Annotated in this window: 24 protein-coding genes; 17 read left to right on the forward strand and 7 right to left on the reverse strand. The window is 45.5% G+C overall.

Annotated features, from left to right (window positions below):
- Window positions 1-124: 124 nt before the first annotated feature.
- On the forward strand, window positions 125-460 hold the full coding sequence (locus AC5JL3_RS13800; RefSeq protein ID WP_192222125.1) for a YbjQ family protein: 336 nt from the start codon (window positions 125-127) through the stop codon (window positions 458-460).
- Between the two features lie 64 nt (window positions 461-524).
- Here the strand turns inward: AC5JL3_RS13800 and AC5JL3_RS13805 are convergent, their stop codons facing one another.
- Window positions 525-1,187 (reverse strand): YbhB/YbcL family Raf kinase inhibitor-like protein, encoded by a 663-nt coding sequence (locus AC5JL3_RS13805; RefSeq protein ID WP_496075021.1) that lies wholly within the window; start codon window positions 1,185-1,187, stop codon window positions 525-527.
- A 114-nt stretch (window positions 1,188-1,301) separates the two neighbouring features.
- On the opposite strand from AC5JL3_RS13805, the gene AC5JL3_RS13810 reads away from it, so the two are divergent.
- Window positions 1,302-1,601: a type II toxin-antitoxin system HigB family toxin gene (locus tag AC5JL3_RS13810; RefSeq protein ID WP_496075022.1), complete on the forward strand. Its 300-nt coding sequence runs from the start codon at window positions 1,302-1,304 to the stop codon at window positions 1,599-1,601.
- Complete coding sequence (locus AC5JL3_RS13815; RefSeq protein WP_496075023.1) at window positions 1,585-1,986, forward strand: helix-turn-helix domain-containing protein; 402 nt, start codon at window positions 1,585-1,587, stop codon at window positions 1,984-1,986. The genes AC5JL3_RS13810 and AC5JL3_RS13815 overlap by 17 nt, the downstream gene beginning before the upstream one ends.
- Window positions 1,987-2,018: 32 nt before the next feature.
- On the opposite strand, the gene AC5JL3_RS13820 is transcribed toward AC5JL3_RS13815, so the two are convergent.
- Window positions 2,019-2,552 (reverse strand): SMI1/KNR4 family protein, encoded by a 534-nt coding sequence (locus AC5JL3_RS13820; RefSeq protein WP_496075024.1) that lies wholly within the window; start codon window positions 2,550-2,552, stop codon window positions 2,019-2,021.
- A gap of 9 nt (window positions 2,553-2,561) precedes the next feature.
- The gene (locus AC5JL3_RS13825; protein ID WP_496075025.1) at window positions 2,562-2,876 is read right to left on the reverse strand and encodes an HNH endonuclease signature motif containing protein; all 315 of its coding nucleotides are present in this window, start codon (window positions 2,874-2,876) and stop codon (window positions 2,562-2,564) included.
- 106 nt (window positions 2,877-2,982) lie between these two features.
- Here AC5JL3_RS13825 and AC5JL3_RS13830 point away from each other — a divergent pair, with 106 nt between their 5' ends.
- Window positions 2,983-3,924, forward strand: a complete 942-nt coding sequence (locus AC5JL3_RS13830; protein ID WP_496075026.1) for a helix-turn-helix domain-containing protein — start codon at window positions 2,983-2,985, stop codon at window positions 3,922-3,924.
- Between the two features lie 178 nt (window positions 3,925-4,102).
- Here the strand turns inward: AC5JL3_RS13830 and AC5JL3_RS13835 are convergent, their stop codons facing one another.
- Window positions 4,103-4,342, reverse strand: coding sequence for a helix-turn-helix transcriptional regulator (locus AC5JL3_RS13835; protein WP_496075039.1), 240 nt, complete (start codon window positions 4,340-4,342; stop codon window positions 4,103-4,105).
- A 241-nt stretch (window positions 4,343-4,583) separates the two neighbouring features.
- Here AC5JL3_RS13835 and AC5JL3_RS13840 point away from each other — a divergent pair, with 241 nt between their 5' ends.
- Window positions 4,584-4,928: a hypothetical protein gene (locus tag AC5JL3_RS13840; RefSeq protein ID WP_496075027.1), complete on the forward strand. Its 345-nt coding sequence runs from the start codon at window positions 4,584-4,586 to the stop codon at window positions 4,926-4,928.
- Between the two features lie 7 nt (window positions 4,929-4,935).
- Window positions 4,936-5,304 (forward strand): hypothetical protein, encoded by a 369-nt coding sequence (locus tag AC5JL3_RS13845; protein WP_496075028.1) that lies wholly within the window; start codon window positions 4,936-4,938, stop codon window positions 5,302-5,304.
- 144 nt (window positions 5,305-5,448) lie between these two features.
- On the opposite strand, the gene AC5JL3_RS13850 is transcribed toward AC5JL3_RS13845, so the two are convergent.
- On the reverse strand, window positions 5,449-6,093 hold the full coding sequence (locus AC5JL3_RS13850) for a DUF8692 domain-containing protein (protein ID WP_496075029.1): 645 nt from the start codon (window positions 6,091-6,093) through the stop codon (window positions 5,449-5,451).
- A gap of 403 nt (window positions 6,094-6,496) precedes the next feature.
- On the opposite strand from AC5JL3_RS13850, the gene argB reads away from it, so the two are divergent.
- From argB to clpP, 6 genes are all read left to right on the forward strand, one after another.
- On the forward strand, window positions 6,497-7,390 hold the full coding sequence (argB, locus tag AC5JL3_RS13855; protein WP_192222116.1) for an acetylglutamate kinase: 894 nt from the start codon (window positions 6,497-6,499) through the stop codon (window positions 7,388-7,390).
- A gap of 95 nt (window positions 7,391-7,485) precedes the next feature.
- On the forward strand, window positions 7,486-8,010 hold the full coding sequence (locus tag AC5JL3_RS13860; protein WP_496075030.1) for a hypothetical protein: 525 nt from the start codon (window positions 7,486-7,488) through the stop codon (window positions 8,008-8,010).
- A gap of 64 nt (window positions 8,011-8,074) precedes the next feature.
- On the forward strand, window positions 8,075-8,416 hold the full coding sequence (locus tag AC5JL3_RS13865; RefSeq protein WP_496075031.1) for a hypothetical protein: 342 nt from the start codon (window positions 8,075-8,077) through the stop codon (window positions 8,414-8,416).
- A gap of 85 nt (window positions 8,417-8,501) precedes the next feature.
- A complete protein-coding gene (locus tag AC5JL3_RS13870) occupies window positions 8,502-9,806 on the forward strand; it encodes a TldD/PmbA family protein (RefSeq protein ID WP_496075032.1) in 1,305 nt (434 codons plus the stop codon).
- A 71-nt stretch (window positions 9,807-9,877) separates the two neighbouring features.
- Complete coding sequence (locus AC5JL3_RS13875) at window positions 9,878-10,708, forward strand: DUF3153 domain-containing protein (protein ID WP_496075033.1); 831 nt, start codon at window positions 9,878-9,880, stop codon at window positions 10,706-10,708.
- Between the two features lie 139 nt (window positions 10,709-10,847).
- Window positions 10,848-11,456, forward strand: a complete 609-nt coding sequence (gene clpP, locus AC5JL3_RS13880) for an ATP-dependent Clp endopeptidase proteolytic subunit ClpP (protein ID WP_192222111.1) — start codon at window positions 10,848-10,850, stop codon at window positions 11,454-11,456.
- Between the two features lie 100 nt (window positions 11,457-11,556).
- On the opposite strand, the gene AC5JL3_RS13885 is transcribed toward clpP, so the two are convergent.
- Complete coding sequence (locus AC5JL3_RS13885; protein WP_496075040.1) at window positions 11,557-12,507, reverse strand: slr1353 family protein; 951 nt, start codon at window positions 12,505-12,507, stop codon at window positions 11,557-11,559.
- Between the two features lie 985 nt (window positions 12,508-13,492).
- Between AC5JL3_RS13885 and AC5JL3_RS13890 the strand changes: the two genes are divergently transcribed.
- From AC5JL3_RS13890 to AC5JL3_RS13900, 3 genes are all read left to right on the forward strand, one after another.
- Window positions 13,493-15,748: a ribonuclease R family protein gene (locus AC5JL3_RS13890; RefSeq protein WP_496075034.1), complete on the forward strand. Its 2,256-nt coding sequence runs from the start codon at window positions 13,493-13,495 to the stop codon at window positions 15,746-15,748.
- A 99-nt stretch (window positions 15,749-15,847) separates the two neighbouring features.
- Window positions 15,848-16,477, forward strand: a complete 630-nt coding sequence (locus AC5JL3_RS13895) for a flavin prenyltransferase UbiX (RefSeq protein WP_496075035.1) — start codon at window positions 15,848-15,850, stop codon at window positions 16,475-16,477.
- 125 nt (window positions 16,478-16,602) lie between these two features.
- A complete protein-coding gene (locus AC5JL3_RS13900) occupies window positions 16,603-17,322 on the forward strand; it encodes a hypothetical protein (protein ID WP_496075036.1) in 720 nt (239 codons plus the stop codon).
- A gap of 161 nt (window positions 17,323-17,483) precedes the next feature.
- Here the strand turns inward: AC5JL3_RS13900 and AC5JL3_RS13905 are convergent, their stop codons facing one another.
- Window positions 17,484-17,675 carry a hypothetical protein gene (locus AC5JL3_RS13905; protein WP_192222106.1) on the reverse strand — a complete coding sequence of 64 codons (192 nt, stop codon included), beginning with the start codon at window positions 17,673-17,675 and terminating at the stop codon, window positions 17,484-17,486.
- Between the two features lie 347 nt (window positions 17,676-18,022).
- On the opposite strand from AC5JL3_RS13905, the gene AC5JL3_RS13910 reads away from it, so the two are divergent.
- Window positions 18,023-19,600 carry an NB-ARC domain-containing protein gene (locus AC5JL3_RS13910; RefSeq protein WP_496075037.1) on the forward strand — a complete coding sequence of 526 codons (1,578 nt, stop codon included), beginning with the start codon at window positions 18,023-18,025 and terminating at the stop codon, window positions 19,598-19,600.
- A 56-nt stretch (window positions 19,601-19,656) separates the two neighbouring features.
- Window positions 19,657-20,220, forward strand: a complete 564-nt coding sequence (locus AC5JL3_RS13915; protein WP_496075038.1) for a shikimate kinase — start codon at window positions 19,657-19,659, stop codon at window positions 20,218-20,220.
- Window positions 20,221-20,509 lie beyond the last annotated feature (289 nt).

Here is a 20,509-nt window from a genome sequence, read left to right on the forward strand (position 1 = left end):
CAATTTCTCAGTGTTACGATTACGGAAGCCTTTGATCAGGAACTAATCGTCCTGGGAAAGGGCTTCCATCGTTGCCAGAAAACTGGCTCGAAATTCTCGAAGACGATTTTAAGATAGACAGTTGATGATTGTAACAACAACGGATGTCATTCAAGGTGTAGTTATTGAAACATATTTGGGAATTGTTACGGCGGAGGTCGTTTATGGTACCAATGCCCTGCGAGATTTTTTTGCGGGAATTCGTGATGTAATTGGTGGGCGTACCAACAGTTATGAGCGGGTTTTTGAGAAAGGTCAGCAGGATGCGATCGCTGAATTACAACAACGTGCCCAACGCTTAGGTGCTGATGCTGTGATTGGCGTTGAAATCGACACAGGTACGATAAATATTGACCAAAAAGGCGCACTGTTACTCATCACAGCTACTGGTACAGCGGTGAAGTTGGGGCGTAGGCTTTAATTTTTAGCAGCTAGGTCTTTTAAATTTCTACTCTAATTGTTCAACTACTTAAAGCCTGCTTAATTTAAGAACGTGCATAGCGTCCAATGAGTTCGGCAGCAGCAAGAATATGACCATTCATTGCTGCCTCTACCTTGGCTTTGGTCGCACCAGCCTCCAGTCCTAGTTCCCGGTCAAGGGCATAGAGTTTAAAAAAGTAGCGATGGACGCCTGTCGGTGGACAAGGACCTCCATAACCGAAGTTGCCAAAATCATTTTTTCCTTGGATACCACCACCCGATAGCGTCGGTTCAGTGCCAACAGATTGAGGTAACTGGTTGATTTCAGGGGGCAAATCGTAGAGAACCCAGTGGACAAAGGTTTGATCTGGAGCATCGGGGTCATCAACAATCAAAGCGAGGCTCTGGGTTCCTGCTGGTGGGGCATCCCAAGTGAGTTCTGGGGAGATATCTTGACCATCACAAGTGTATAGAAACGGAATCATCCCGTTGTCTATAAAAGCTGTACTCTCAATCTTCATCGTCTTATTGACAGATTGTGTTTGCAACTGCGTTGAGGTTGAGCGGTTGCTGGTAGGCTTACAACTTGCCAGCAATAGCCCTATTAACCCCAGCAGATTAGCACTCCACTGTAGAAAGTCTCTTCGACCTATAGAGTTAGAGTTGATGGTTGATGAGATTATGGTCTCTAGCCAGCCTTGAGAGTGGTAGGGTAAACGGTGGCTCATTCCACAAAGGCGATCGCGTTTCCTTTGCTTATTCAGCAGGGGCTTTTAGTGTAGTTGAATAATAGAATTATTTTTTTATGATAAGACTCATTTAACTAAGGTAGGTTCTGGCTAATGCACGTCATCAGCTACCGACGCTTGCGTGAATATAGTAAAAAGCACGGTAATTGTCGTGAGGCTTTAGATAGCTGGTATAAAATTGCTAGCAAGGCAGATTGGTCTAACTTAGTTGAGGTTCAATCAGTTTTTCCAACAGCGGAAGCAGTCGGGAACTTTACTATATTTAACATTAAGGGCAATAACTACCGATTAATTGTGAGTATAGATTATGAAAGACAATTAATTTACATCAAATATATTCTGACTCATGCGGAATACGATAAGGATACCTGGAAAAATGACTCTTACTTTTAATCCAGATAAATATACTGAGTTACTGATTCAGCATCAACCAAAGCTGATTAGAACGGAAGAGGAAAATGAGAGAGCTTTGGCAATTGTAGAAGAGTTAATGCACCGTCCAAATCGGAGTCTAGAAGAAAATGAGCTTTATGAGTTACTCATCACTTTGATAGAAAAGTTTGAGCGAGAGTTTTATTCACCTGGAGAAGCTTCTACTCCCCATTCGATACTACTTTTCTTGATGGAGCAGCAAGATATAAAGCAGCAAGATTTGGTGGATGTTATTGGTTCTGAAGAGGTTGTTGCTGAAGTGATTGAGGGTAAGCAGGAGATAACGCAGGAGCAAGCTAAGGCTATGGGAGAATTTTTTAAGGTCAGTTCTAGTTTGTTTATTTGACAATTGCTTTGCCTTATTTCTGTGCGTGTTACTCAAGCCGTAAGTTGGGATTGATTCTCCCAAAATTTGTCTCCCTTGGCTGCTAGAAACTTACTCAAGAAACTTTCTAAGGAGTTGGCGGCAAGATACCATTCTTCACGAGAATCCAAAGGTAGTGCAATTATCACGTTGCTGAAGTCTGGGGAAGTCGGATCGCACCTCAGTACCAAAAGGTCTGCATCACCCAGAAACTCACCAACGATTAAGTCTCCTGGATAGAAATCTTCTTTTCTTTGGGCAATCCGTTTTTCTTGCTCGGTAATAACTTGATTGGCAGACCAAAATATCAAACCCCACTGCCCATAGGTTATATCCTCAAACAGACGTAAGCCGGATGTTTTATCCCAGAGGTGGATGATAGCTGAGGGCAAAGTAATTCCCAGAGACTCCTCAAATGCTTTTTTATCCCAAGGTTGGGGTGGTAGAACCTGACAATGCATTGACATTGGGATCGACACATCTGGAGAATCGACAACGCCTATGGATTCAATGGTATGGATTAACTTTTCGATGTCTTGCTCGTTCATAGTTGGTTGCTACCAGTCCCGCCAGAAGGAATTGAATTCATCAATGTGAACCTGTCTCAAAACAGGGACAAGATTGTCGAAATCGTTGGTTCCACCGTATTCTCTGGGCTTGATGTGGTGGATATCATATGGCTTCCAGCCTCCGGGAGGGGTGTCGTAACCTCTGCGATACCATTCTGCGATATACTCCCCTCGCTCTTTTCTTCCCCACGGTACTCTGTCGGACTTCGGAACTTTAACTATATCCCCCGATGGAAACGGGATTGGGTTGTTTGTTCTTGGGTCAATGACAGAGGGATAGGGTTTGCCAGCCCGGTTTACCATATTGATAGCATACCTAAATTATTACAGCCCAATCTTAAGGGCGAGTATTATTGTCTCGGAAGGTTGAAAGCATTCCACGGGTTGAATTTCAACGGTTGAATTTTAGATGTACAAACCTAAAGAAGCTAAGTTATTTGGAGCGGCTCTAAAACAGTTACTACGTGAGAAAAACCTGAGTGATCGACAGTTTGCCAAACAAGCTGGACTACAACAGAGCTACGTGAGTAAACTTCTCAATCCCAAGCCAGGAAATGAAATTGCAGAACCTAGAAAAAAAACACGTCAGCAACTTGCACAGGGATTAGGAATTACAGAACAAGAGTTACTGGAACAAATTGATCGATATAGTGACTCGGCAGCCGGAAAAACAATATTTGCTTCTCCTGGTTTAGCTAAAAGTGAAGAGGCGATCGCCAAGCCGCCCCAAGAATCAGTAGAGAGCAAGGCGGGTTCAGGGGAGAATTTGATGTCTTTAGCTACTAAGATGTTTGAGCAACTTGGTTTTAACCAAAAGTTTAAGATTAACAGAGCATTTCAAGACGTAGGGTATCAGCTCAAGAATTACGAAAAAAAAGCTAACTCGCATCAACTCATTCTATCGCAACGTAAAGATGGTATATGCATTTCTATTCGTCAAGATATCTTAGACCCACATTTATTGAACCTGAAGTATTGGAAATACACTTTTGTGTTAGGAGAGGCAGATCTTTTTACAAAAGCAAGGCTCTTAGTATTACCTAGTAAAAAAGATATCTTCTTAAACTCACTTCACCGTAACTATTGGAACTCATTGCAAGCTGAAAAAAAAACAGTAGGTGACTTTCAACTCAATACTTGTTATTGGGAATATGATGATCCCCCCATGTGTGTCGCTGCCCCTAGCCTTCTTTTGGATGAATTTAACCTCGATACTCTGAGTGAAAGCGACACATACTTAGTAGTCAATTACGATAAACTTTCTCCTGAAAACTGGCAGGTATGTATCAACTCAAGTGAAGTTCTACAAGAATTTATAAGTTATTTCACAAAAAAATTAATAGAGATTTAATTGTAAAATTTACCTTTTTAATAAACTGACTGTACTCAAGTGTGTTGAACAACTGCAACAGGTAAAGAAAAGTGGAGGATGAACAGAGTAAGATTCTTCTCCATTGCTTTATGAGCGCACCCTCACTAAAAGCGTAATCACCAAAACCCACAGATTGTCAATAACGCTCATTACTTACCTAGGCGTCCTCTGATTGCGATCGCGGCACTCCAAACTCATCAGGCATTTCTTCTAAAGTCCATTTCAGTAACCGACAAAGAGCTTTTATTTCGCGAGGCGTCATCTTTGGCTCGTATATACCTGTCTCCCAATTGCTGATGGTTTGATCAGTCTTACCCAGAGCTAGTGCAATGTCTCTTTGAGTTAAGCCTAATTCCTCTCTGCGCTTCCTCAGAGCCGACTCTCGTTCTTCTGTCATTTCTTCCAAGCATAGTTATCCAAGCAGACTTGACAAGTTAATTCCAAGCGTGCTTGGATAATATAGATAGTACAAACGGGCAGGTGACCTAGAAAGCTACTGTCTGGCTTAGTCACCTTCAGACCTTCTAAGATACCTGTCCTTTGTTAGTGTCTTACATAAATTGTCACGCTTACCACCAACCAGCAGGTGTCTGGTAAATTCCGTTCGGCATTGAACGGCAACTGCCTGTTCTGGCTGGGTGTCATATCTGCAAAAACCAAGCATTGCGATCGCGAAAATGCGATCGCACAGAATCCCTATGAGCTACAAAGACAAGCTGAATCCGTGGTGCATCATCCGTGCCGTGTCCGATGTCCAGATGCGAATCGTCGGACGCTTTCGCCGTCGAGTTGACGCGGAGGGTCATCTAAGAATCTTGAAACAACTGATTCCAAATGTTCCTTTTGAAATCATGTTTGATGTTACGCCAGAAGATGAAGACCTAACCCCCCAGCCCCCTTCCCTGCAAGGGAAGGGGGAGCATGAATCTAACTCCCCTCTCCTTGCAGGAGAGGGGCTGGGGGAGAGGTCAACCCAGGAGTAAAGCCATCATGACCAAATTATTTCGCCGCCTCCAACCTGCCCAGAAATTCCGAATTACCATAAGCGCGATCGCACAACTCCTCAAAATTCCCCAACACCTAATTGTGCGAGTCGAATGTTGGGCATACGTTCTCTTTATCCATCGCCAAGATAAAGGCGGACAATTCCTCAGCTATCGGAAACTGCAACAGTGGCAAAATGCTGTCGCCTGTCAAATTCAAAACTGCTCAACGTGGCAACAACTGCGATCGCTATGGCTTGCCATCGAAGATGATTTCAAACTTCACAAAACCCAGTACGAGGAGCATTATTCATTTTTGTCCCAAATCTGGACAAAACGCTGGAATATACTTTGGCACCAGCAAGAATCAGCCTAATTTCTGATCACAACCGCTGTGGTTTAATTCCTCGTAGCTTCACAGGCGAGGACAACACAATTGAGGTAACTGTTGAACCAAAGCGACTGAGCTTTTCAATCAGCGCTTCCAAATGAGACATTGAAGATGCGATCACCTAACTGTTCAACGTTTCCATACACTAAGAGTTTCTAACACAGCTTGCCAGCAGACATTTCTAAAGTAAAGGGTGATGTTAATAATCCCTAATAACTTTGTGCCATCCTCTAGCATTGCAACACTTCCTTCTCCTGGCAGAGGTGTTGTGTCAACCATTGCAGAGAAGATAAATAAAAGCACGGCGAGAATTAGCAAAATATAGGGTGTTACTCGAATGATGCGCCAAAAAGTGAATCCATAGACCAGTGCTGCAGTGCCATAGAATAAATACACTATTGTTTTGGAAATACCAATCTTTCCGACGATGAGATGGATTCGGAAGGCATCATCTATCAGCAAGACTCCAGTTGTGATCGCAGAACACAAAATAAAGAAATTTACTTTTTGCCCAGGTCGAATTGCTTGTAGTAATCCAAAGCTACATAGACAGATTGTTACAGCTACACACCACAGTAAATCAGATACGGCGGAGAAGGTTCCAATGTAGGGGCGATTCGCTGAAAAAGGGTCTTCAAAAAGTAGTACAAGTTGTCCCCCTTTATCGAAAAGCTTGACATAGATAGAAAGGGCAAAAAATAGTAATACAGTGAAACTGTTGAACCAGACAACGAAGTGGTCTGCTTTTAGTTGCTTCGTGATTGTTTCAAACATTATTATGAAAATCTAGCTTCCGTCTAGAGGTATATTGCAGGTTTACCACTTCTTTGTTGTTAGTTCCGGAAGTGTTCTTATTGATTCAATTGCATCACTGATAACTCATGCCTTCCCAGAGCGTTGGCTTAGAGCCAGGATAGCCTAGAGGAAGCGAGACTTGCACAGGGCTAAAGAACCTCCAGAAAAACAAGGAGCTTATGTCTGTGCATACAGGTAAATACAAGAGATTTCTTGAAAAAATTAGTCTAACTGTTAACTGTGAACAGTCAAAGTCAGTGATATTCACTAAAAAAGAAAATTTTTAAAAGTCGGATTTTTTACCGCCACTCTTACCTCATCAGCACTGTGCAAAATGAATTAAACTTTTTTGGAGGTGTTTTTTGTTCTAGGTTCGCTGCCCATGCTTCACGATAGCGATTATATTAGGCAAGCTGAAGCAACCCGTGTGCGGGTGCTGAGTGAAGCCTTACCCTACATCCAGCAATTTACTGGTCGGACGGTAGTTGTTAAGTACGGTGGTGCTGCAATGAAAGACAGCACCCTGAAGGATAAAGTTATTCGCGATATTGTCTTTTTAGCCTGTGTGGGTTTGCGACCTGTGGTTGTCCATGGTGGTGGCCCAGAAATTAATAGTTGGCTAGGGAAGCTGGGTATTGAGCCACAATTTAAAAATGGTTTACGGGTAACTGATGCCCCCACAATGGATGTTGTGGAGATGGTATTAGTCGGTCGGGTCAATAAAGAATTAGTTTCTCTGATTAGCCGTGCTGGTGGTAAAGCTGTAGGACTATGTGGCAAGGATGGGAATCTCATCACAGCCCGTCCAGAAGGTCGAGAGGGAATTGGCTTTGTTGGGGAAGTGAGCAGTGTGGATGTTAATCTCCTAGAATCTCTGGGCAACAGTGGCTACATTCCAGTAGTGTCGAGTGTTGCCGCCGATGAAACGGGGCAAGCCTACAATATTAATGCGGATACTGTTGCTGGTGAAATTGCTGCTGCTCTAGGGGCAGAGAAGTTGATTTTGCTTACCGATACATCGGGGATATTGAAGGATTATAAAGACCCCTCGACTCTGATTCCCAAGGTAAGCATTCAAGAAGCACGAGATTTAATTAGTGCTGGTATTGTTGGCGGTGGGATGATTCCGAAGGTTAGCTGTTGTGTGCGATCGCTTGCTCAAGGCGTTCGGGCGGCTCACATTATTGATGGTCGCATTCCCCATGCACTACTCCTGGAAATCTTTACCGATGAGGGGATTGGCTCAATGATTGTTGCCTCAGAGTTTTTCAGCTAGGCACAGAAGAACTGATTACCTTGTATTCCGGGTCTTGTTTATTTTGCACGCCTACTTCGTTAGCTTTAAGTAAAGTAGATCAGCAAAGTCGAAACGTGAGTTCAGAAAACAAGGAAAAATTCCTCATTGAGTACCAGGCAGGGAAAGCGGCATTTGAACGCGGTGACTATCGCATCGCTGTACAGCGATTGGAAGCAGCAAGTGCTTTGATGGGGCGAACCTCTCGCTTGGGAGGAGAGGCACAAATGTGGTTAGTGACAGCGTATGAGGCGGCTGGGCAAAAAACAGAAGCGATCGCTCTTTGTCAGCAACTTAGTCGTCATCCTGATCCGGAAACGAGTAAAGAAGGCAAACGCTTACTTTATATTCTGCAAGCCCCCCAGCTAGCCAGACCTTCGGAATGGATGACAAAAATTCCCGACCTAGGTGCGATCGCAGAAAGTGACCCTAAAGAACGTCGGGGTAGTGTTAACACGGTTGCTACCCGCAAACCACGAGAACAACCTGAACCAAAACCCGTCGATCTCACTCAGGTAAATACCAAAGATAATCAATTTATCTGGGTAGCACTGCTTGCGCTTACTCTAACAGTAGGTGGACTGATTTGGTTTAGTTTTTGAACCAGAAGAATGCCCTTACACCCAGTCGTTGGGTATGGCGGTAGGTTAACTTAAGGGATTTGCCATGGCAGACTTAATCATTGGGCTAATTTTTGTGATGTTCACGGAAGCCTTATTTGGCTTCATTATTGCTGCTGTTATAGGAACGCTCACGTCTAGAGCCTTGGAATCATCTTTATTGATTAACCTTTGCTTAACTGGAGCCTGGATTGGGGTAGGGGTTGGCGCCATTGTGAGACTGATTGTGATGATTATCCAGCAGGTTTCGATAGAAAGAGCGATGATAGACCCAAAGCTATCCCTAGTTATTCCTGTGGCTACAGTGCTAGGAGGAATTAGCGGAATAGTGTTGTGGCAGATTAATCAAGGCAGAGGGAACAAGAGAAAGGGACGAGAGAGAGAGTAGGGGGAGCAGGAGGAGCAGAGGAGATTAAGTTTGTTGGCATTGAAGTCAGGTTAAAATCTGTAGGGGTAAAGCGGGAGTCTGGATTGTGAGCGATGCAACGCTAGAGAAGATTTTGACACTGGCGACTCAGCACGTCGATGCGGCTGAAGTCTACTACCTTTCAAGCCAAGACACGCCGATTCAGTTTGAAAATAATCGCTTAAAGTCACTCTCCACAAAAGCCCTTCAGGGTGTGGCGCTGCGTGTCATTTGTAATGGTCGGATCGGATTTGCAAGTTCCACAGATTTAACCCGACTAGATGACTTAGTTGCTGCTGCCGTACAGACTTCAGAAATTGGTGACCCGGCTGAGTTTGAATTTGCGAGTAATGTCCAACTGAGTGCCCCTGAAACAGATTACATACCACCGAAAACTCAAGAATTTGTAGAGGTGGGAGAGCGTCTGATTGAGCAGATTCATGCCTACAACCCTGATATTTTGGTAGATGTCGGGTTTCATGTCCGCTCTGGCGCTGTCAAGATTGCGACGACGGGCAACGCTTATGGTTCACGCTTTAATCAGGTTGTTAGTGCATCGCTGTCAGGAAACTTGGTTAAAGGGGAAGATTTTCTCCAAGCTTACACCTACGACGTGGTGCACGATGGTATCCCTGACTATGAACACCTCCTCCAAAAACTTTTGCAAAAGTATCAGCACTCAGAGCAGCAAGCAACAATCAAGAGTGGAACTTTTCCAGTACTTTTTACCCCCACAGCAGCAGCTAGTACGATTGGACGGTTGTTTAAGACCATTCTTTCCGGTCAAGCGGTTTTCCAAAAGGCATCTCCTCTGGCTGGTAAAGTTGGGGAGCAGCTATTTGATCAGCGTTTAACGATTTTTGAAGACCCTAGTATTGGTTCTTCTGCTTGTGCGTTTGATGATGAGGGGACACCAACGACGCGCAAAGTGCTGATTGAACAGGGCATTGTGAAGGAATTTTACTGGGATCGGCGTTGGGCAGCCCGTGCGGGTTGTGCGCCGACGGGGAATGGTTTCCGAGGTGGATTATCTCGTCCAGGAACCGAGTTGGTGAATGGCTGTATGTCGCCTGGGAAGACTTCCACTGCTGATTTGATAGCAGGTATGGAAGAAGGGGTAATTGTCGATCAAGTGCTGGGTGCAGGTCAATCGAATCAACTAGCCGGAGAGTTTTCGGTAAACCTGGATTTGGGCTATAAGGTTGAAAAAGGGGAGATTGTTGGTCGCGTTAAGAATACGATGGTTGCCGGAAGTATTTTTGAAGCCTTCAAAAATCTGGTAGATTTGGGCGATAAGCCGGAATGGGTCGGTGGTAGTGCTTATTTACCCTGTCTCTTGTTTGGGCAGTTAGGGGTTGCTGCTCGTGAGTAGTTTTTTGAGTGAACTGTGAAGAGGCATTAACCAAGCGCGGCGAAGACGAGAACGATAAGGAGGGGACGAGAGTGAAACGAGTGACTTTTGATGTATTGCTGTTTATCCGTCAAACTCTGGGGCGCTTGCGTGTGCTTTGGGTAATTTTGCTGGCATCGGTGTTGCTTTCTGGTTGTGTTAGGTACGATGTCGGGGTGAATTTTGAAGGTCAGCATCACGGCGCGATTGTTCAGCATATCAAGCTGGAAGAACGCCTGACGAACTTTAGCAATTCTCAGGTACGGGAATGGCTCAAAAGTATTGAGGGTCGAGCAAAGCAGCTTCAGGGTAGAACGAAGCGTCTTTCCAATCAGGAGATTATTGTCACCATTCCGTTTAGTAGCGGTGCGGAACTGGAGTCAAAGTTTAACCAGTTTTTCAATCCGGTTGTGAAGAAAGATGCTAAATCTAAGCCAGTTGAGGCGGTAGATTTACCCGATTTTGATTCTAAGTTCCACATTGATCAAGGTAACTTTTTACTGTGGCATCGTAATCATTTCAGTTATGACGTAGATTTGCGATCGCTAGGTGTCCTCTCAAGCAATGGCAACGTCATTATTAGCCCCGACTCACTGTTAAATTTGCAGTTTAGTTTAGAAACACCTTGGGGCGCACGTAGTATCCAGAACGCGGACAATGCGATTAGCCCAGAAGCCTACAATAACGGGCATCAGCTATTGTGGACGCTTAAGCCGGGTCAGTTGAACCATATTGAAGCAGTGTTTTGGCTTCCTAGCCCACTTGGGACAGGTACACTCGTGATTTTGTTGTTGGTATTAGGTGGTTTCTACTGGAAGTACAAATCTTTCCCGTGGACAACGGTTAAACCTGTTACGCCCAAGGTTTTGTCAGAGGTACCGTAAACAATAAGTTCAGGACTTACACAGAACCTCTCTCGTAGTAGGGTACGTGATGACGCACCCTACTCCCCTTCTTCAGGAACAACAGCCTATCGTGGCAATCGCTACAATCTAACTAAAGAGATACAAACGGCTGTACTGCATGATTCCCACAGTTATTGAACAATCCGGGCGTGGTGAACGCGCCTTTGACATCTACTCTCGTCTTCTACGGGAGCGAATTGTCTTTCTAGGACAACAGGTTGATTCTGACTTGGCAAACTTAATTGTTGCTCAGCTACTATTTTTAGAAGCTGAAGACCCTGAAAAAGACATTTACCTCTACATCAACTCTCCCGGCGGTTCTGTGACAGCGGGTATGGGCATTTTCGATACGATGAATCAAGTCCGTCCAGATGTCTGTACAATCTGTCTGGGCTTAGCCGCTAGTATGGGCGCTTTCCTCTTAAGTGCCGGAGCAAAGGGTAAGCGGATGAGCTTACCACATTCCCGAATCATGATTCACCAGCCCCTAGGCGGTGCCCAAGGACAGGCGACGGATATTGAAATTCAAGCCAGAGAAATTCTCTACCACAAGCAGCGGCTTAACGAGTTCTTGGCACAACACACGGGTCAGCCAATGGAGCGGATTGAGGAAGACACAGAGCGTGACTTTTTCATGTCGCCTGGAGAAGCGAAGGACTACGGCTTAATTGACCAAGTGATTGAACGCCGTCCCTCGGCAACACGTACAGCGGTTGCGGTTGGATAGATAACACTAAAGGTGTGAATTGTCTGCTTGGTTGTTGGTTATTTGTTGTTTGTTAAAGAATACAAAAAACAAGTAACCAACAACAAACAACACTTCATACTTAATCTTCCGGTGTTGGCTCAGATTCGAGATGATGTAGGAAGTCAAGTAATTCAGCGTCGGTTAGAAGCTGACGCGATCGCTTACCGTAAGTTTGTACCAGATAATCACGCCCCTGCTGATTAGTCCAGCCTAAACGCTTGAGTTCCACATTTGTTCTGGCAATGATGTCAGAAAAATCAATAGGAGTACTAGGAATGGGTGGTTCACTAGTCGCTATCTCAGGTTCGCTGGGCAAGTAAGACTCGGCTGAAGTGTCATTTAGCGAAGTCGGGGACATCTCTGCTGTTACCAAAGAAGGTTCAGCCTCTTCAAAGGGTTCAACCTCAACTGAGGGAATTTCATCAGCAAACGGAATTTCATCAACGACAGGTGGCGTTGTTGGCGTAACGTCAGTCACTTTCTCGCGCTTTGACCGACGCTGGGTTTTGGTGGAAACCTCCACAACAGGAGGCGCAGTCACTTCTGCTGGCTCAATTGGCGACACATGGCTACCATTATTGTCTACCGGAGCGTCTGGAAGCTGAGTCGGTTGAGTTGTTTTGAGGCTTTCTGATAGCGCTGCGGTAGCGTCTGAGACTGTGGGAGAAGTATGGAGTGTTGGGTTGAGTGGAACCGTCACCTCACGAGTTTCGAGGTGAGTTTCCTTTTCCTCAGTAGCTGTTGTGTCAATACCTAAAATCGCTAAAGCGCGGCTTCTTGCCTGATCTTCTGCCAATTCAACTGTTTGGGCAGCAGCAAGACCTGTCACTAAGGTGGTTCCCCCATCTTGAACTAAACAACGCACGATGTACTTACCATGATCAATTGCTGATAGCTCAGTGACTAGGCTGCCGTTAGGATAACGAACTCTAAAGTGAGTAAACATAAACGTTTCACCGTGTTTCAAACGTGGCGCTGTTTCTACACCACTGCCAAGAGAAAAGCGCACATGGCTATAAACTACATACACTCTTTTCAAGAACAGATTTTGTGAACGGACGCCTAGAACCTAGAATAATTAAAGACTGTCTATTGTCACTGTAACCCATTGCCCTTGCCGCAAAGCGACTCATCCGATTTTGAATGGACGATTGTTGGGGCGTGAGGGTTGGAAGTCTTCGCGATGGCTAAAAGACCATCGGTCTACTCCAATCTTAAATAGCCTCAATCGTTTGGATTAAACCCTAAGGACTTTCTCGGAGGTCTACGCGCTCCGCACCTGCTACGCGAAGAGTGATTCGGGATTAAGACTTTAGATTAGGTTTCCATGGATTAATCCGGGAGCTTGAAACGAAGCCAGCCGTCTAATCATCCAAAATCTAAAATTGGAAGAGCCAGAACGAAGAGCGGTAACAATCCCTGAAAGGCGGTGTGTCAAACTATGTGTCCGTAAGCTAGAAACTGGGTAGTTTAAGCACTCTTAACCCAGTATTGATGACTTCTTCCAGATAACTGTATCCTGAGTTCCCTGTTTTGTGGCAGTTATCTGGGGTGGGAAGTAATCATACAGGATAAGAGTAGTGAAAAGCAGGAATAGACCCTTGCCGTTGAAACACTAGTAAAAATCGGCACTTTCTCAAGGTTAGGGAAATTTCAAGAGTAAGTTAATCCATCTCTCTTGTAATGGATTGAGGCTCCCAGTCTCACTTCGGAAGACAACAGATACAGTCAGCAAACCGATTTAGGTAAATCTTTACTTGCCTAACCCGGTGAAGTGCCCTACCCGCCTGGATGGGGTTTGAATCTCAAAATTCAAAGTTCAAACATTTTGGATTTTGAACTTTGAATTGGGAGCGATGAGGCAACTTTCCCCACACCCACGAGGACTGTTGTTCCCAATCGCAACTGGTGGAGTCCTTTGGTTACGTGCTCTCCTAGGTACCGTCACAGTGTGTGAGCGCATTGCCAACAGGGCAAGAGCAGCAAAATCACGAATCAGATAAGAAGGATTGTTGATGGAATTTTCAATCGCTACATTGCTTTCAAATTTCTCAGATGAAAAATTAGTCGCTCCTAAGGTTTTGGAGAAGAAACTCGGTTGTCAGGATGAGGACTGTCTCCAAAGACTCCACATTGCCCTAGATGCACTGGAAAAAGTCGGCATCTTAATTAAAGACCGTGGCAGGTACCGACGGGTTCAGGAAGAAGACGTTGTTGAAGCCAAGCTGCGCTGTTCGAGCAAGGGATTTTGCTTTGCGATTCAAGATGTTGAGGGAGCTGATGATATTTACATTCAGAAGAGCCATCTGAGTACGGCTTGGAATGGCGATCGCGTTTTGGTAAAGATTACGAAAGAAGGCAGCCGACGCCGGAGTCCTGAAGGGCAGGTGCGCTTAATTTTAGAGCGGGTCAACCCTTCTGTCCTGGCGCGAGTCAAACAGACTGACAACGGTTATCGAGCCGTCCCTCTGGATGACCGACTGCTCTTTGAACTTGACCTCCAACCGAATGACGAAACCTTAGCGCAGGCGGTTGAGAATCTGGTTCATGTTGAAGTATTACGCTACCCCTTAGGACACTACCCTCCGCTTGGTCGGGTTGCCCGTATCCTAGGCACTGACGCTGAAGACGCGGCTGATACCGATATCGTTTGCTGTAAGCATGATTTACGCCGCAACTTCCCGGAAGACATCCTCAAAGCCGCTGACTCACTCCCCAAACAGCTACGCAAGGCGGATTTAAAGAAACGTCTCGATTTGCGATCGCTGCTCACAATTACGATTGAGGATAATTCAGAAATCGGTAATTCTGGGCTTGTTGAAAACGCTTTTACTTTGGAAGAAACGGAAACGGGATGGCAGCTAGGTGTCCACATCGCTGATGTCGCTAGCTTTGTTAAGCCTGACTCGCCGTTGGATAAAGAAGCGAGAAAACGCGGCACTGCTGTTTATCTAGGAGATACGTTGCTGCCGTTGCTGCCTGAAGCGGTTGAGCGTCTTTGTTCTTTGGTTCCCGGTGAAGACCGCTTAGCAATTTCTGTACTCCTGACCCTTGATGAGACAGGTCAACTCGTAGAGTTTGAAATTCGACCTTCAGTCATTCAGGTCAACCATCAGCTAACTTACGAGCAAGCCCAGTTAATTTTGGTACAGCATCAGGAGGCAAACTCAGAGGTAAGCGATGCTGCTGAGATGCTCAACCAGCTATTTTTTACGATCAGTCCTGCTCTAAAAGCCCAGCGACAGCAACGGGGGGCATTTGAATTCAGTATCACTGACAATCAGTACCCCTACCCTTATAAAGATGAAGGAAGACTGGGAGCGTTAGTGGCTTCCTCCTCATTGCCAGTGCGATCGCTTTTAGCTGAATTAGCCGTATTAGCGAATCAAACTGTCGCCTCTCATTTACACGCCTTAGCCTTGCCAGGGATTTACTGCGTACAATCTCCACCCGATGCCGATGAGCTTCAGGACTTGATCAAGCTGGGCAACAATCTCCAGCTAGATATGCAGCTAGAGCAGGAGGAAGAGGTTATACCTCAGGACTACCAACGCTTTACCCAACTGTTTGCCAAATCAACCGCGCCCAAAGTGTTGACCTACTTATTGCAGTCAACTCTAAAGCCAGTGGGCTACAGCTCTAAACCGGGATTTCACTTTGGTCTAGCGTTAGATAGTGGCTATACCCACGCTTGTTCGCCCCTGAGGCGCTATGCCGATTTGTTTGTGCAACGGGTGCTACTGGAAATGTTTGACCAAGGACGCGATCGCCGTTCTACCCGTTCCAAAGATCGCGTTACACTCACCCATAGCAGCAGCCACGGTAACGTCAACTGGAATGTTTTACCACCAGAGACGCAGCAAGAGTTGGAAACTCAAGCGACAACCCTGGTTCCCCATCTCAATGACCGTGAGAAGCTTACGGCTGATGCGGAGATTGATTTGCAGGGCTTAAAGAAAGCTGAGCAGATGAAAGAGCGCACAGGGGATGTCTTCAGTGGCTTGATTACTGGGGTGCAGTCCTACGGCTTCTTTGTTGAAATTGAAGACTTGCTCGTAGAAGGACTCGTTCACGTCAGCTCTCTTAAAGATGACTGGTATGAGTATCGCTCTCGCCACGCCTGTTTGGTCGGGCGCAAAAACCGCACCGCTTATCGACTAGGCGATCGCGTTGAAGTCCAAGTGAAGAGCGTTGATTACTATCGCCAGCAAATCGACCTCGTAACCGTTGGTGGCGGTAGCATTGCCCGCAAGGAAGATTTAGAAGAGTAAGTCATTTGTCATATTGGTCACTCCTCCAACGCCAGTTGTTAGTTGTTAAACAGCTACCCCTCTAACAACTAACAACTAATAACCAACAACTAACGATAAATGACAACAGACAACGGACAACAGACTAAACCCCTAATTTTAGGTGTTACGGGTGCTTCTGGCTTAATTTATGCGGTGAGAACCTTAAAGTTTCTCTTAGAGGCTGACTATACCATTGACCTTGTGGCCTCGAAATCAGCCTACATGGTGTGGCAAGCCGAGGATAACATTCGGATGCCACCAGAACCTGACCAACAGGAACAATTTTGGCGTCAACAAGCTGGAGTGCCTACAGGCGGCAAACTAAGTTGTCATCGCTGGGGGGATGTCGGAGCGGCGATCGCTAGCGGCTCTTTCCGGACGCTAGGGATGGTGATTATTCCTTGTAGTATGAGTACCGTAGCAAAAATTGCCACAGGTTTAAGTTCTGACCTGCTAGAACGCGCAGCCGATGTTCAACTCAAAGAAGGGCGAAATCTGGTTCTTGTCCCTCGTGAGACTCCCTTGAGCGTGATTCACCTCCGCAACCTCACCACGCTGGCAGAAGCAGGGGTAAGAATTGTTCCTGCTATCCCCGCTTGGTATCACCATCCTCAAACGATTGAAGATTTAGTGGATTTTGTTGTGGCGCGGGCTTTAGATCAGTTGGATATTGACTGTATTCCAATTAATCGTTGGCAGGGACATTGAGGAGTTGTGGGTGATGAGTGGGGATTAAAGCAGTACCCTAGAGTTAGAATCCAACTTCTAGCATTTTCTCAAGAAAGCAATCGCTGGCACCTTCCTAACTCAACTCAAAGCTCATAACTCTTAAAATGCCTGTAATTCGGATTGTACTGCTATTGTCACTGGTGGGCGGACTAACCTTGTTTGCCTTTTCCAATTTGTCGCCAGTACTGCCGCTTGTGTTTTTGGGGGTGACAACGCCTGCCCAGCCATTAGCCACATGGATTGGAGGAGCATTTGCGGCTGGAGTGGCAACTAGTTTTTTCCTGCAACTGTTGAACTCTCTTGTCAGAGGTTCTTCACCTCGGCGTGTGGCAGAACGCACTGAGGTACCGCCCCGAAGCCGTTCTTTTTCGCGGGAAACTCCAGAACCAGAACCGGAGACTCAAACTCGCTACAGCCCACCCCCACCCCCTCCTGAAACACCAACTAGTAGAAGCGAGTCATCGGATTGGGAAGAGGGTATTGATGAGGACTGGGATTTTGATGAAGAGCCAGCCGCATCAACTTCAGTAAACCAAGAGGCGAGTCGTAATTACTCCAGAAGTACCCCACAAGGCGATCGCACAAATTATGAAGTGAAGCAAGAGCCAAAATCTAGTTCCCAAGCGGGTTCTGTCTACTCCTACAGCTACCGGGATGAAAACGAGTCAGGTGTGGGCAGATCTGATGCGGTTTATGATGCCAACTATCGGGTGATTACGCCACCCTTTCAAAAACCCGTTGAACCGGAAGACGATGAAGAGGATTGGGGTTTTGAAGATGATGAGGAGTTTGATGATGATGAGCGAGATCCGAGACGGCGCTAGCGAAGCCCTACTGATTCCATTCTATTTTTCATCCTTCGCCTATAGTTGTTGCGACTGAAACCATTAGCAAAAATCGCTAACTTCCCTAAATCAAGTGGCAGCTTCCAATAGGAGCAGTATTCAAACGGAATTGATCTGGCTCCTGATTGTGATTACAAAATCTATGAGTGCAGGAGTTCACGAGACTGTTGCTTTACCAAGCCTGCCATAGCTGCTTGCTGTAAGCTCATAAAAGCCCTTAAATCTTCCCGGTCATACTTTTTAGCCAGCATTTGTCGCAATTGCTCCTCTGCCTCTATCGTCAAATACCCGGTAGCAATTGCCTGTTGGACAACGTTACGAATCATGAGCATATGCTTTGTCACCCTATATTGACAACAGTTATGGAACGTTAAGTCTTAGAAGTTGTTAAGGAGCTTGACGGTAAACATTGACCGTCCTCTAGAAGAGTAGCCCCCTCAGTGGCAGAAGCCTCAAAACAATAGACGCTCAATAACTTCATCTCTAGTACTTGTCGCAAGCTATGATGAATTTTATGCAAAGCTCATATCAAGTATAGATGAAGTATTGCTGAAGCTTAGCATAACCAAAGTAGGCACTCTCTAGCAGCTAACCAACGTTAGCAAATTCGTTATGATGTCCCTGTTACTTTGTTAGAGTGAATCGTTAACAATCTGGTATTTGACAACCTGGCAAGCCAATGGCATCTACTGATGAGCAGCTTGAAGCGAACTTTACAGAAGCGGCAAACAACTGGAATCTGGAAAAGCTCTATGTAGACCTTGCCGTTGCTAAGGGTAGGGGTCTAACACCAGTTGAAAAGAAATTTTTGAGAGGATTGCTTTGTGGCTACAGCCCTGCGGAGATTGCCGCTCAAGTATACAAAAGTGGTAGTAGCAGCGCGGTAAGGGTTTATTTATCCAATGGGCTGTACAAATACATTCAGGACTTGCTGCTTCAACAGGGCGGGTCGGGGATGGCGATTAAGAACTGGAGCCGCATCACGAATCTGCTGGAGAAAGCTGGTTATAAGCTACCCTATGGTCAACAAGCTGTAGCTGATTACCAACCTGAATCTCCTCAACCCTCAACTAAGGTTAGTCAGGCGATTGATAAGCATCAGGAGTGGCAGGCAGGGATTGCGGTTGAAGTCTTCTATGGACGCCAGAAGGAACTGACTCAGCTAAATGAGTGGATTGTTGAAGAGGGCTGTCGCTTAATTGCGATTTTGGGGATGGGAGGGATTGGAAAAACTGTTCTGGCTACCAAGCTAGCCGAACAAGCAGCCCCGCAGTTTGAGTCTTTGATTTGGCGCAGCCTTCGGTCATCTCCACGACTAGAAGACTTCTTGGAAGACCTTGTTCAATCGCTTGGTGAACAACAGCCTATCAGTCTACCCATCACAGTGGGAGGGAAAATTTCCTGGTTGATGGCGTATTTGCGATCGCATCGGTGTTTACTTGTTTTAGATCAGGTGGAAGCAATTTTGCGCCCTCACGAATTCGCTGGAGGGTATTGTGAAGGCTATGAAGACTATGGGCAACTCTTTGCGCGTCTGGGAGAAGAATGCCACAAAAGCTGTTGTGTAGTTACTAGTCGAGAAAAACCAAAAGACATTGCAATTCTTGCAGGAACAAAACTACCTATTCGCACATTCCAATTAGATGGCTTAAATACGGAAGAATGTATCAAGCTTTTTCAAATCAAATGTCAATCTGGTTTAGAGCCTGAACAGGAGTCAATTGTTAGGCTTTACGCCAATAATCCATTACTCATCAAAATTGCTGCAACGACGATTCAAGATATCTTTGATGGGGATGTTACAGAATTTTTGGCAGAAGGTACGATTGTTTTTGGTGATATCCGCGAACTATTAGACCAGCAATTCAATCGCCTTTCGCCTATAGAAAAGCAACTGATGTATGGATTGGCGATAGAGCCACGCTTGGAGATGTTACCTGTAGGGTCAGAGGCGCTTGTACCAGGTATGTCAAAGTGGCAGAGGTTAGAAGCGTTGGAGTCCTTGCAAAGGCGATCGCTTATTGAAAGAAAGTCCACTAGCTTTACACAATCCCCTCTCCTTAAAGTCTATGTCATTCAAAAATTAACTGACCAAATGGTACAAGAGATGAGTGCAAAGGAAGTTGCCTTGCTCGTTGGGCGTACTCTCACAAGTTTGCTATTCAACGACAACCAGAGTAAACCAGCGGCAACAAATCAAAATGGAACCTTAACAAGCTTAGCCGCAACGAATGAGGATGTAGTACCAAAAAGCTGATTAATTCATAGATAGCCAGGTTTAGCTAACAACTAAAAACTAATAACCTCTTGATTGTGAACAACTTATTACAAGGACTCAACGTTTTTATCATTGGCATGATGGGTGCCGGAAAAACAACGGTAGGACAGCTACTAGCCAATAAGCTAGGCTACCAATTTTTTGATACAGATGTCTTGATTGAGAAAGTTGCCCGTAAAACGATTAATGAGATTTTTGCTGATGATGGTGAAGATGCCTTTCGGCAGTTGGAATCTCAAGTCCTATCGGAATTATCGGCTCATACTAAGTTGGCAATTGCTACAGGTGGTGGCATCGTACTGCGACACTTAAACTGGAGTTATTTACATCACGGCTTGATTGTCTGGCTAGATGCACCCGTAGAAGTATTGGTTGAGCGTCTCCAAAACGATACAAGTCGCCCTCTTCTGCAAGATGCGAATCCGGCACAAGCTCTACAAACACTCCTTAACCAGCGGAATCTCCTCTATGCTGAAGCCGACCTCCACATCCCAGTAAGCGCTACTGAGACACCAGAACAGATTGCAGATGCGATTATTGCCAAGATTCCCACGGTACTGAAATCACTACCGGCTGACTCATCTAACCCAAATAACTGAGTTTTGGTATTAATACAGTTAACCCTGATACTGAAGTAAGAATACCTTCTCGGCGTATTCTATGTGTCTGGGTTTACTACTGAGGAAAGCCCCAAAGCTAAGCCGCATAAATAGCACAACGAATTCCTGTTTTAGCAGTCAAGTTTCATCGTGATGAAACGCTTAGAGGGAGTGGCATCAATAAGGAGGATAAAAAAGCAATGAAGCATCGTTTAATCAATGCTCTTGTTGTTGCTCTAGTAGACTTCGGCGGAAGTCTACCTGCCATTATGCCGCCAAAGCCTTACCC

Source organism: Symplocastrum torsivum, assembly GCF_059505465.1.

Excerpts from the sequence above, each read along its gene's own strand:
- AC5JL3_RS13800 (WP_192222125.1), top strand. The coding sequence starts at position 125 with ATGATTGTAACAACAACGGATGTCATTCAAGGTGTAGTTATTGAAACA.
- AC5JL3_RS13805 (WP_496075021.1), bottom strand. The coding sequence starts at position 1,187 with ATGAGCCACCGTTTACCCTACCACTCTCAAGGCTGGCTAGAGACCATA.
- AC5JL3_RS13810 (WP_496075022.1), top strand. The coding sequence starts at position 1,302 with ATGCACGTCATCAGCTACCGACGCTTGCGTGAATATAGTAAAAAGCAC.
- AC5JL3_RS13815 (WP_496075023.1), top strand. The coding sequence starts at position 1,585 with ATGACTCTTACTTTTAATCCAGATAAATATACTGAGTTACTGATTCAG.
- AC5JL3_RS13820 (WP_496075024.1), bottom strand. The coding sequence starts at position 2,552 with ATGAACGAGCAAGACATCGAAAAGTTAATCCATACCATTGAATCCATA.
- AC5JL3_RS13825 (WP_496075025.1), bottom strand. The coding sequence starts at position 2,876 with ATGGTAAACCGGGCTGGCAAACCCTATCCCTCTGTCATTGACCCAAGA.
- AC5JL3_RS13830 (WP_496075026.1), top strand. The coding sequence starts at position 2,983 with ATGTACAAACCTAAAGAAGCTAAGTTATTTGGAGCGGCTCTAAAACAG.
- AC5JL3_RS13835 (WP_496075039.1), bottom strand. The coding sequence starts at position 4,342 with ATGACAGAAGAACGAGAGTCGGCTCTGAGGAAGCGCAGAGAGGAATTA.
- AC5JL3_RS13845 (WP_496075028.1), top strand. The coding sequence starts at position 4,936 with ATGACCAAATTATTTCGCCGCCTCCAACCTGCCCAGAAATTCCGAATT.
- AC5JL3_RS13850 (WP_496075029.1), bottom strand. The coding sequence starts at position 6,093 with ATGTTTGAAACAATCACGAAGCAACTAAAAGCAGACCACTTCGTTGTC.
- argB (WP_192222116.1), top strand. The coding sequence starts at position 6,497 with ATGCTTCACGATAGCGATTATATTAGGCAAGCTGAAGCAACCCGTGTG.
- AC5JL3_RS13865 (WP_496075031.1), top strand. The coding sequence starts at position 8,075 with ATGGCAGACTTAATCATTGGGCTAATTTTTGTGATGTTCACGGAAGCC.
- clpP (WP_192222111.1), top strand. The coding sequence starts at position 10,848 with ATGATTCCCACAGTTATTGAACAATCCGGGCGTGGTGAACGCGCCTTT.
- AC5JL3_RS13890 (WP_496075034.1), top strand. The coding sequence starts at position 13,493 with ATGGAATTTTCAATCGCTACATTGCTTTCAAATTTCTCAGATGAAAAA.
- AC5JL3_RS13895 (WP_496075035.1), top strand. The coding sequence starts at position 15,848 with ATGACAACAGACAACGGACAACAGACTAAACCCCTAATTTTAGGTGTT.
- AC5JL3_RS13900 (WP_496075036.1), top strand. The coding sequence starts at position 16,603 with ATGCCTGTAATTCGGATTGTACTGCTATTGTCACTGGTGGGCGGACTA.
- AC5JL3_RS13905 (WP_192222106.1), bottom strand. The coding sequence starts at position 17,675 with ATGCTCATGATTCGTAACGTTGTCCAACAGGCAATTGCTACCGGGTAT.
- AC5JL3_RS13910 (WP_496075037.1), top strand. The coding sequence starts at position 18,023 with ATGGCATCTACTGATGAGCAGCTTGAAGCGAACTTTACAGAAGCGGCA.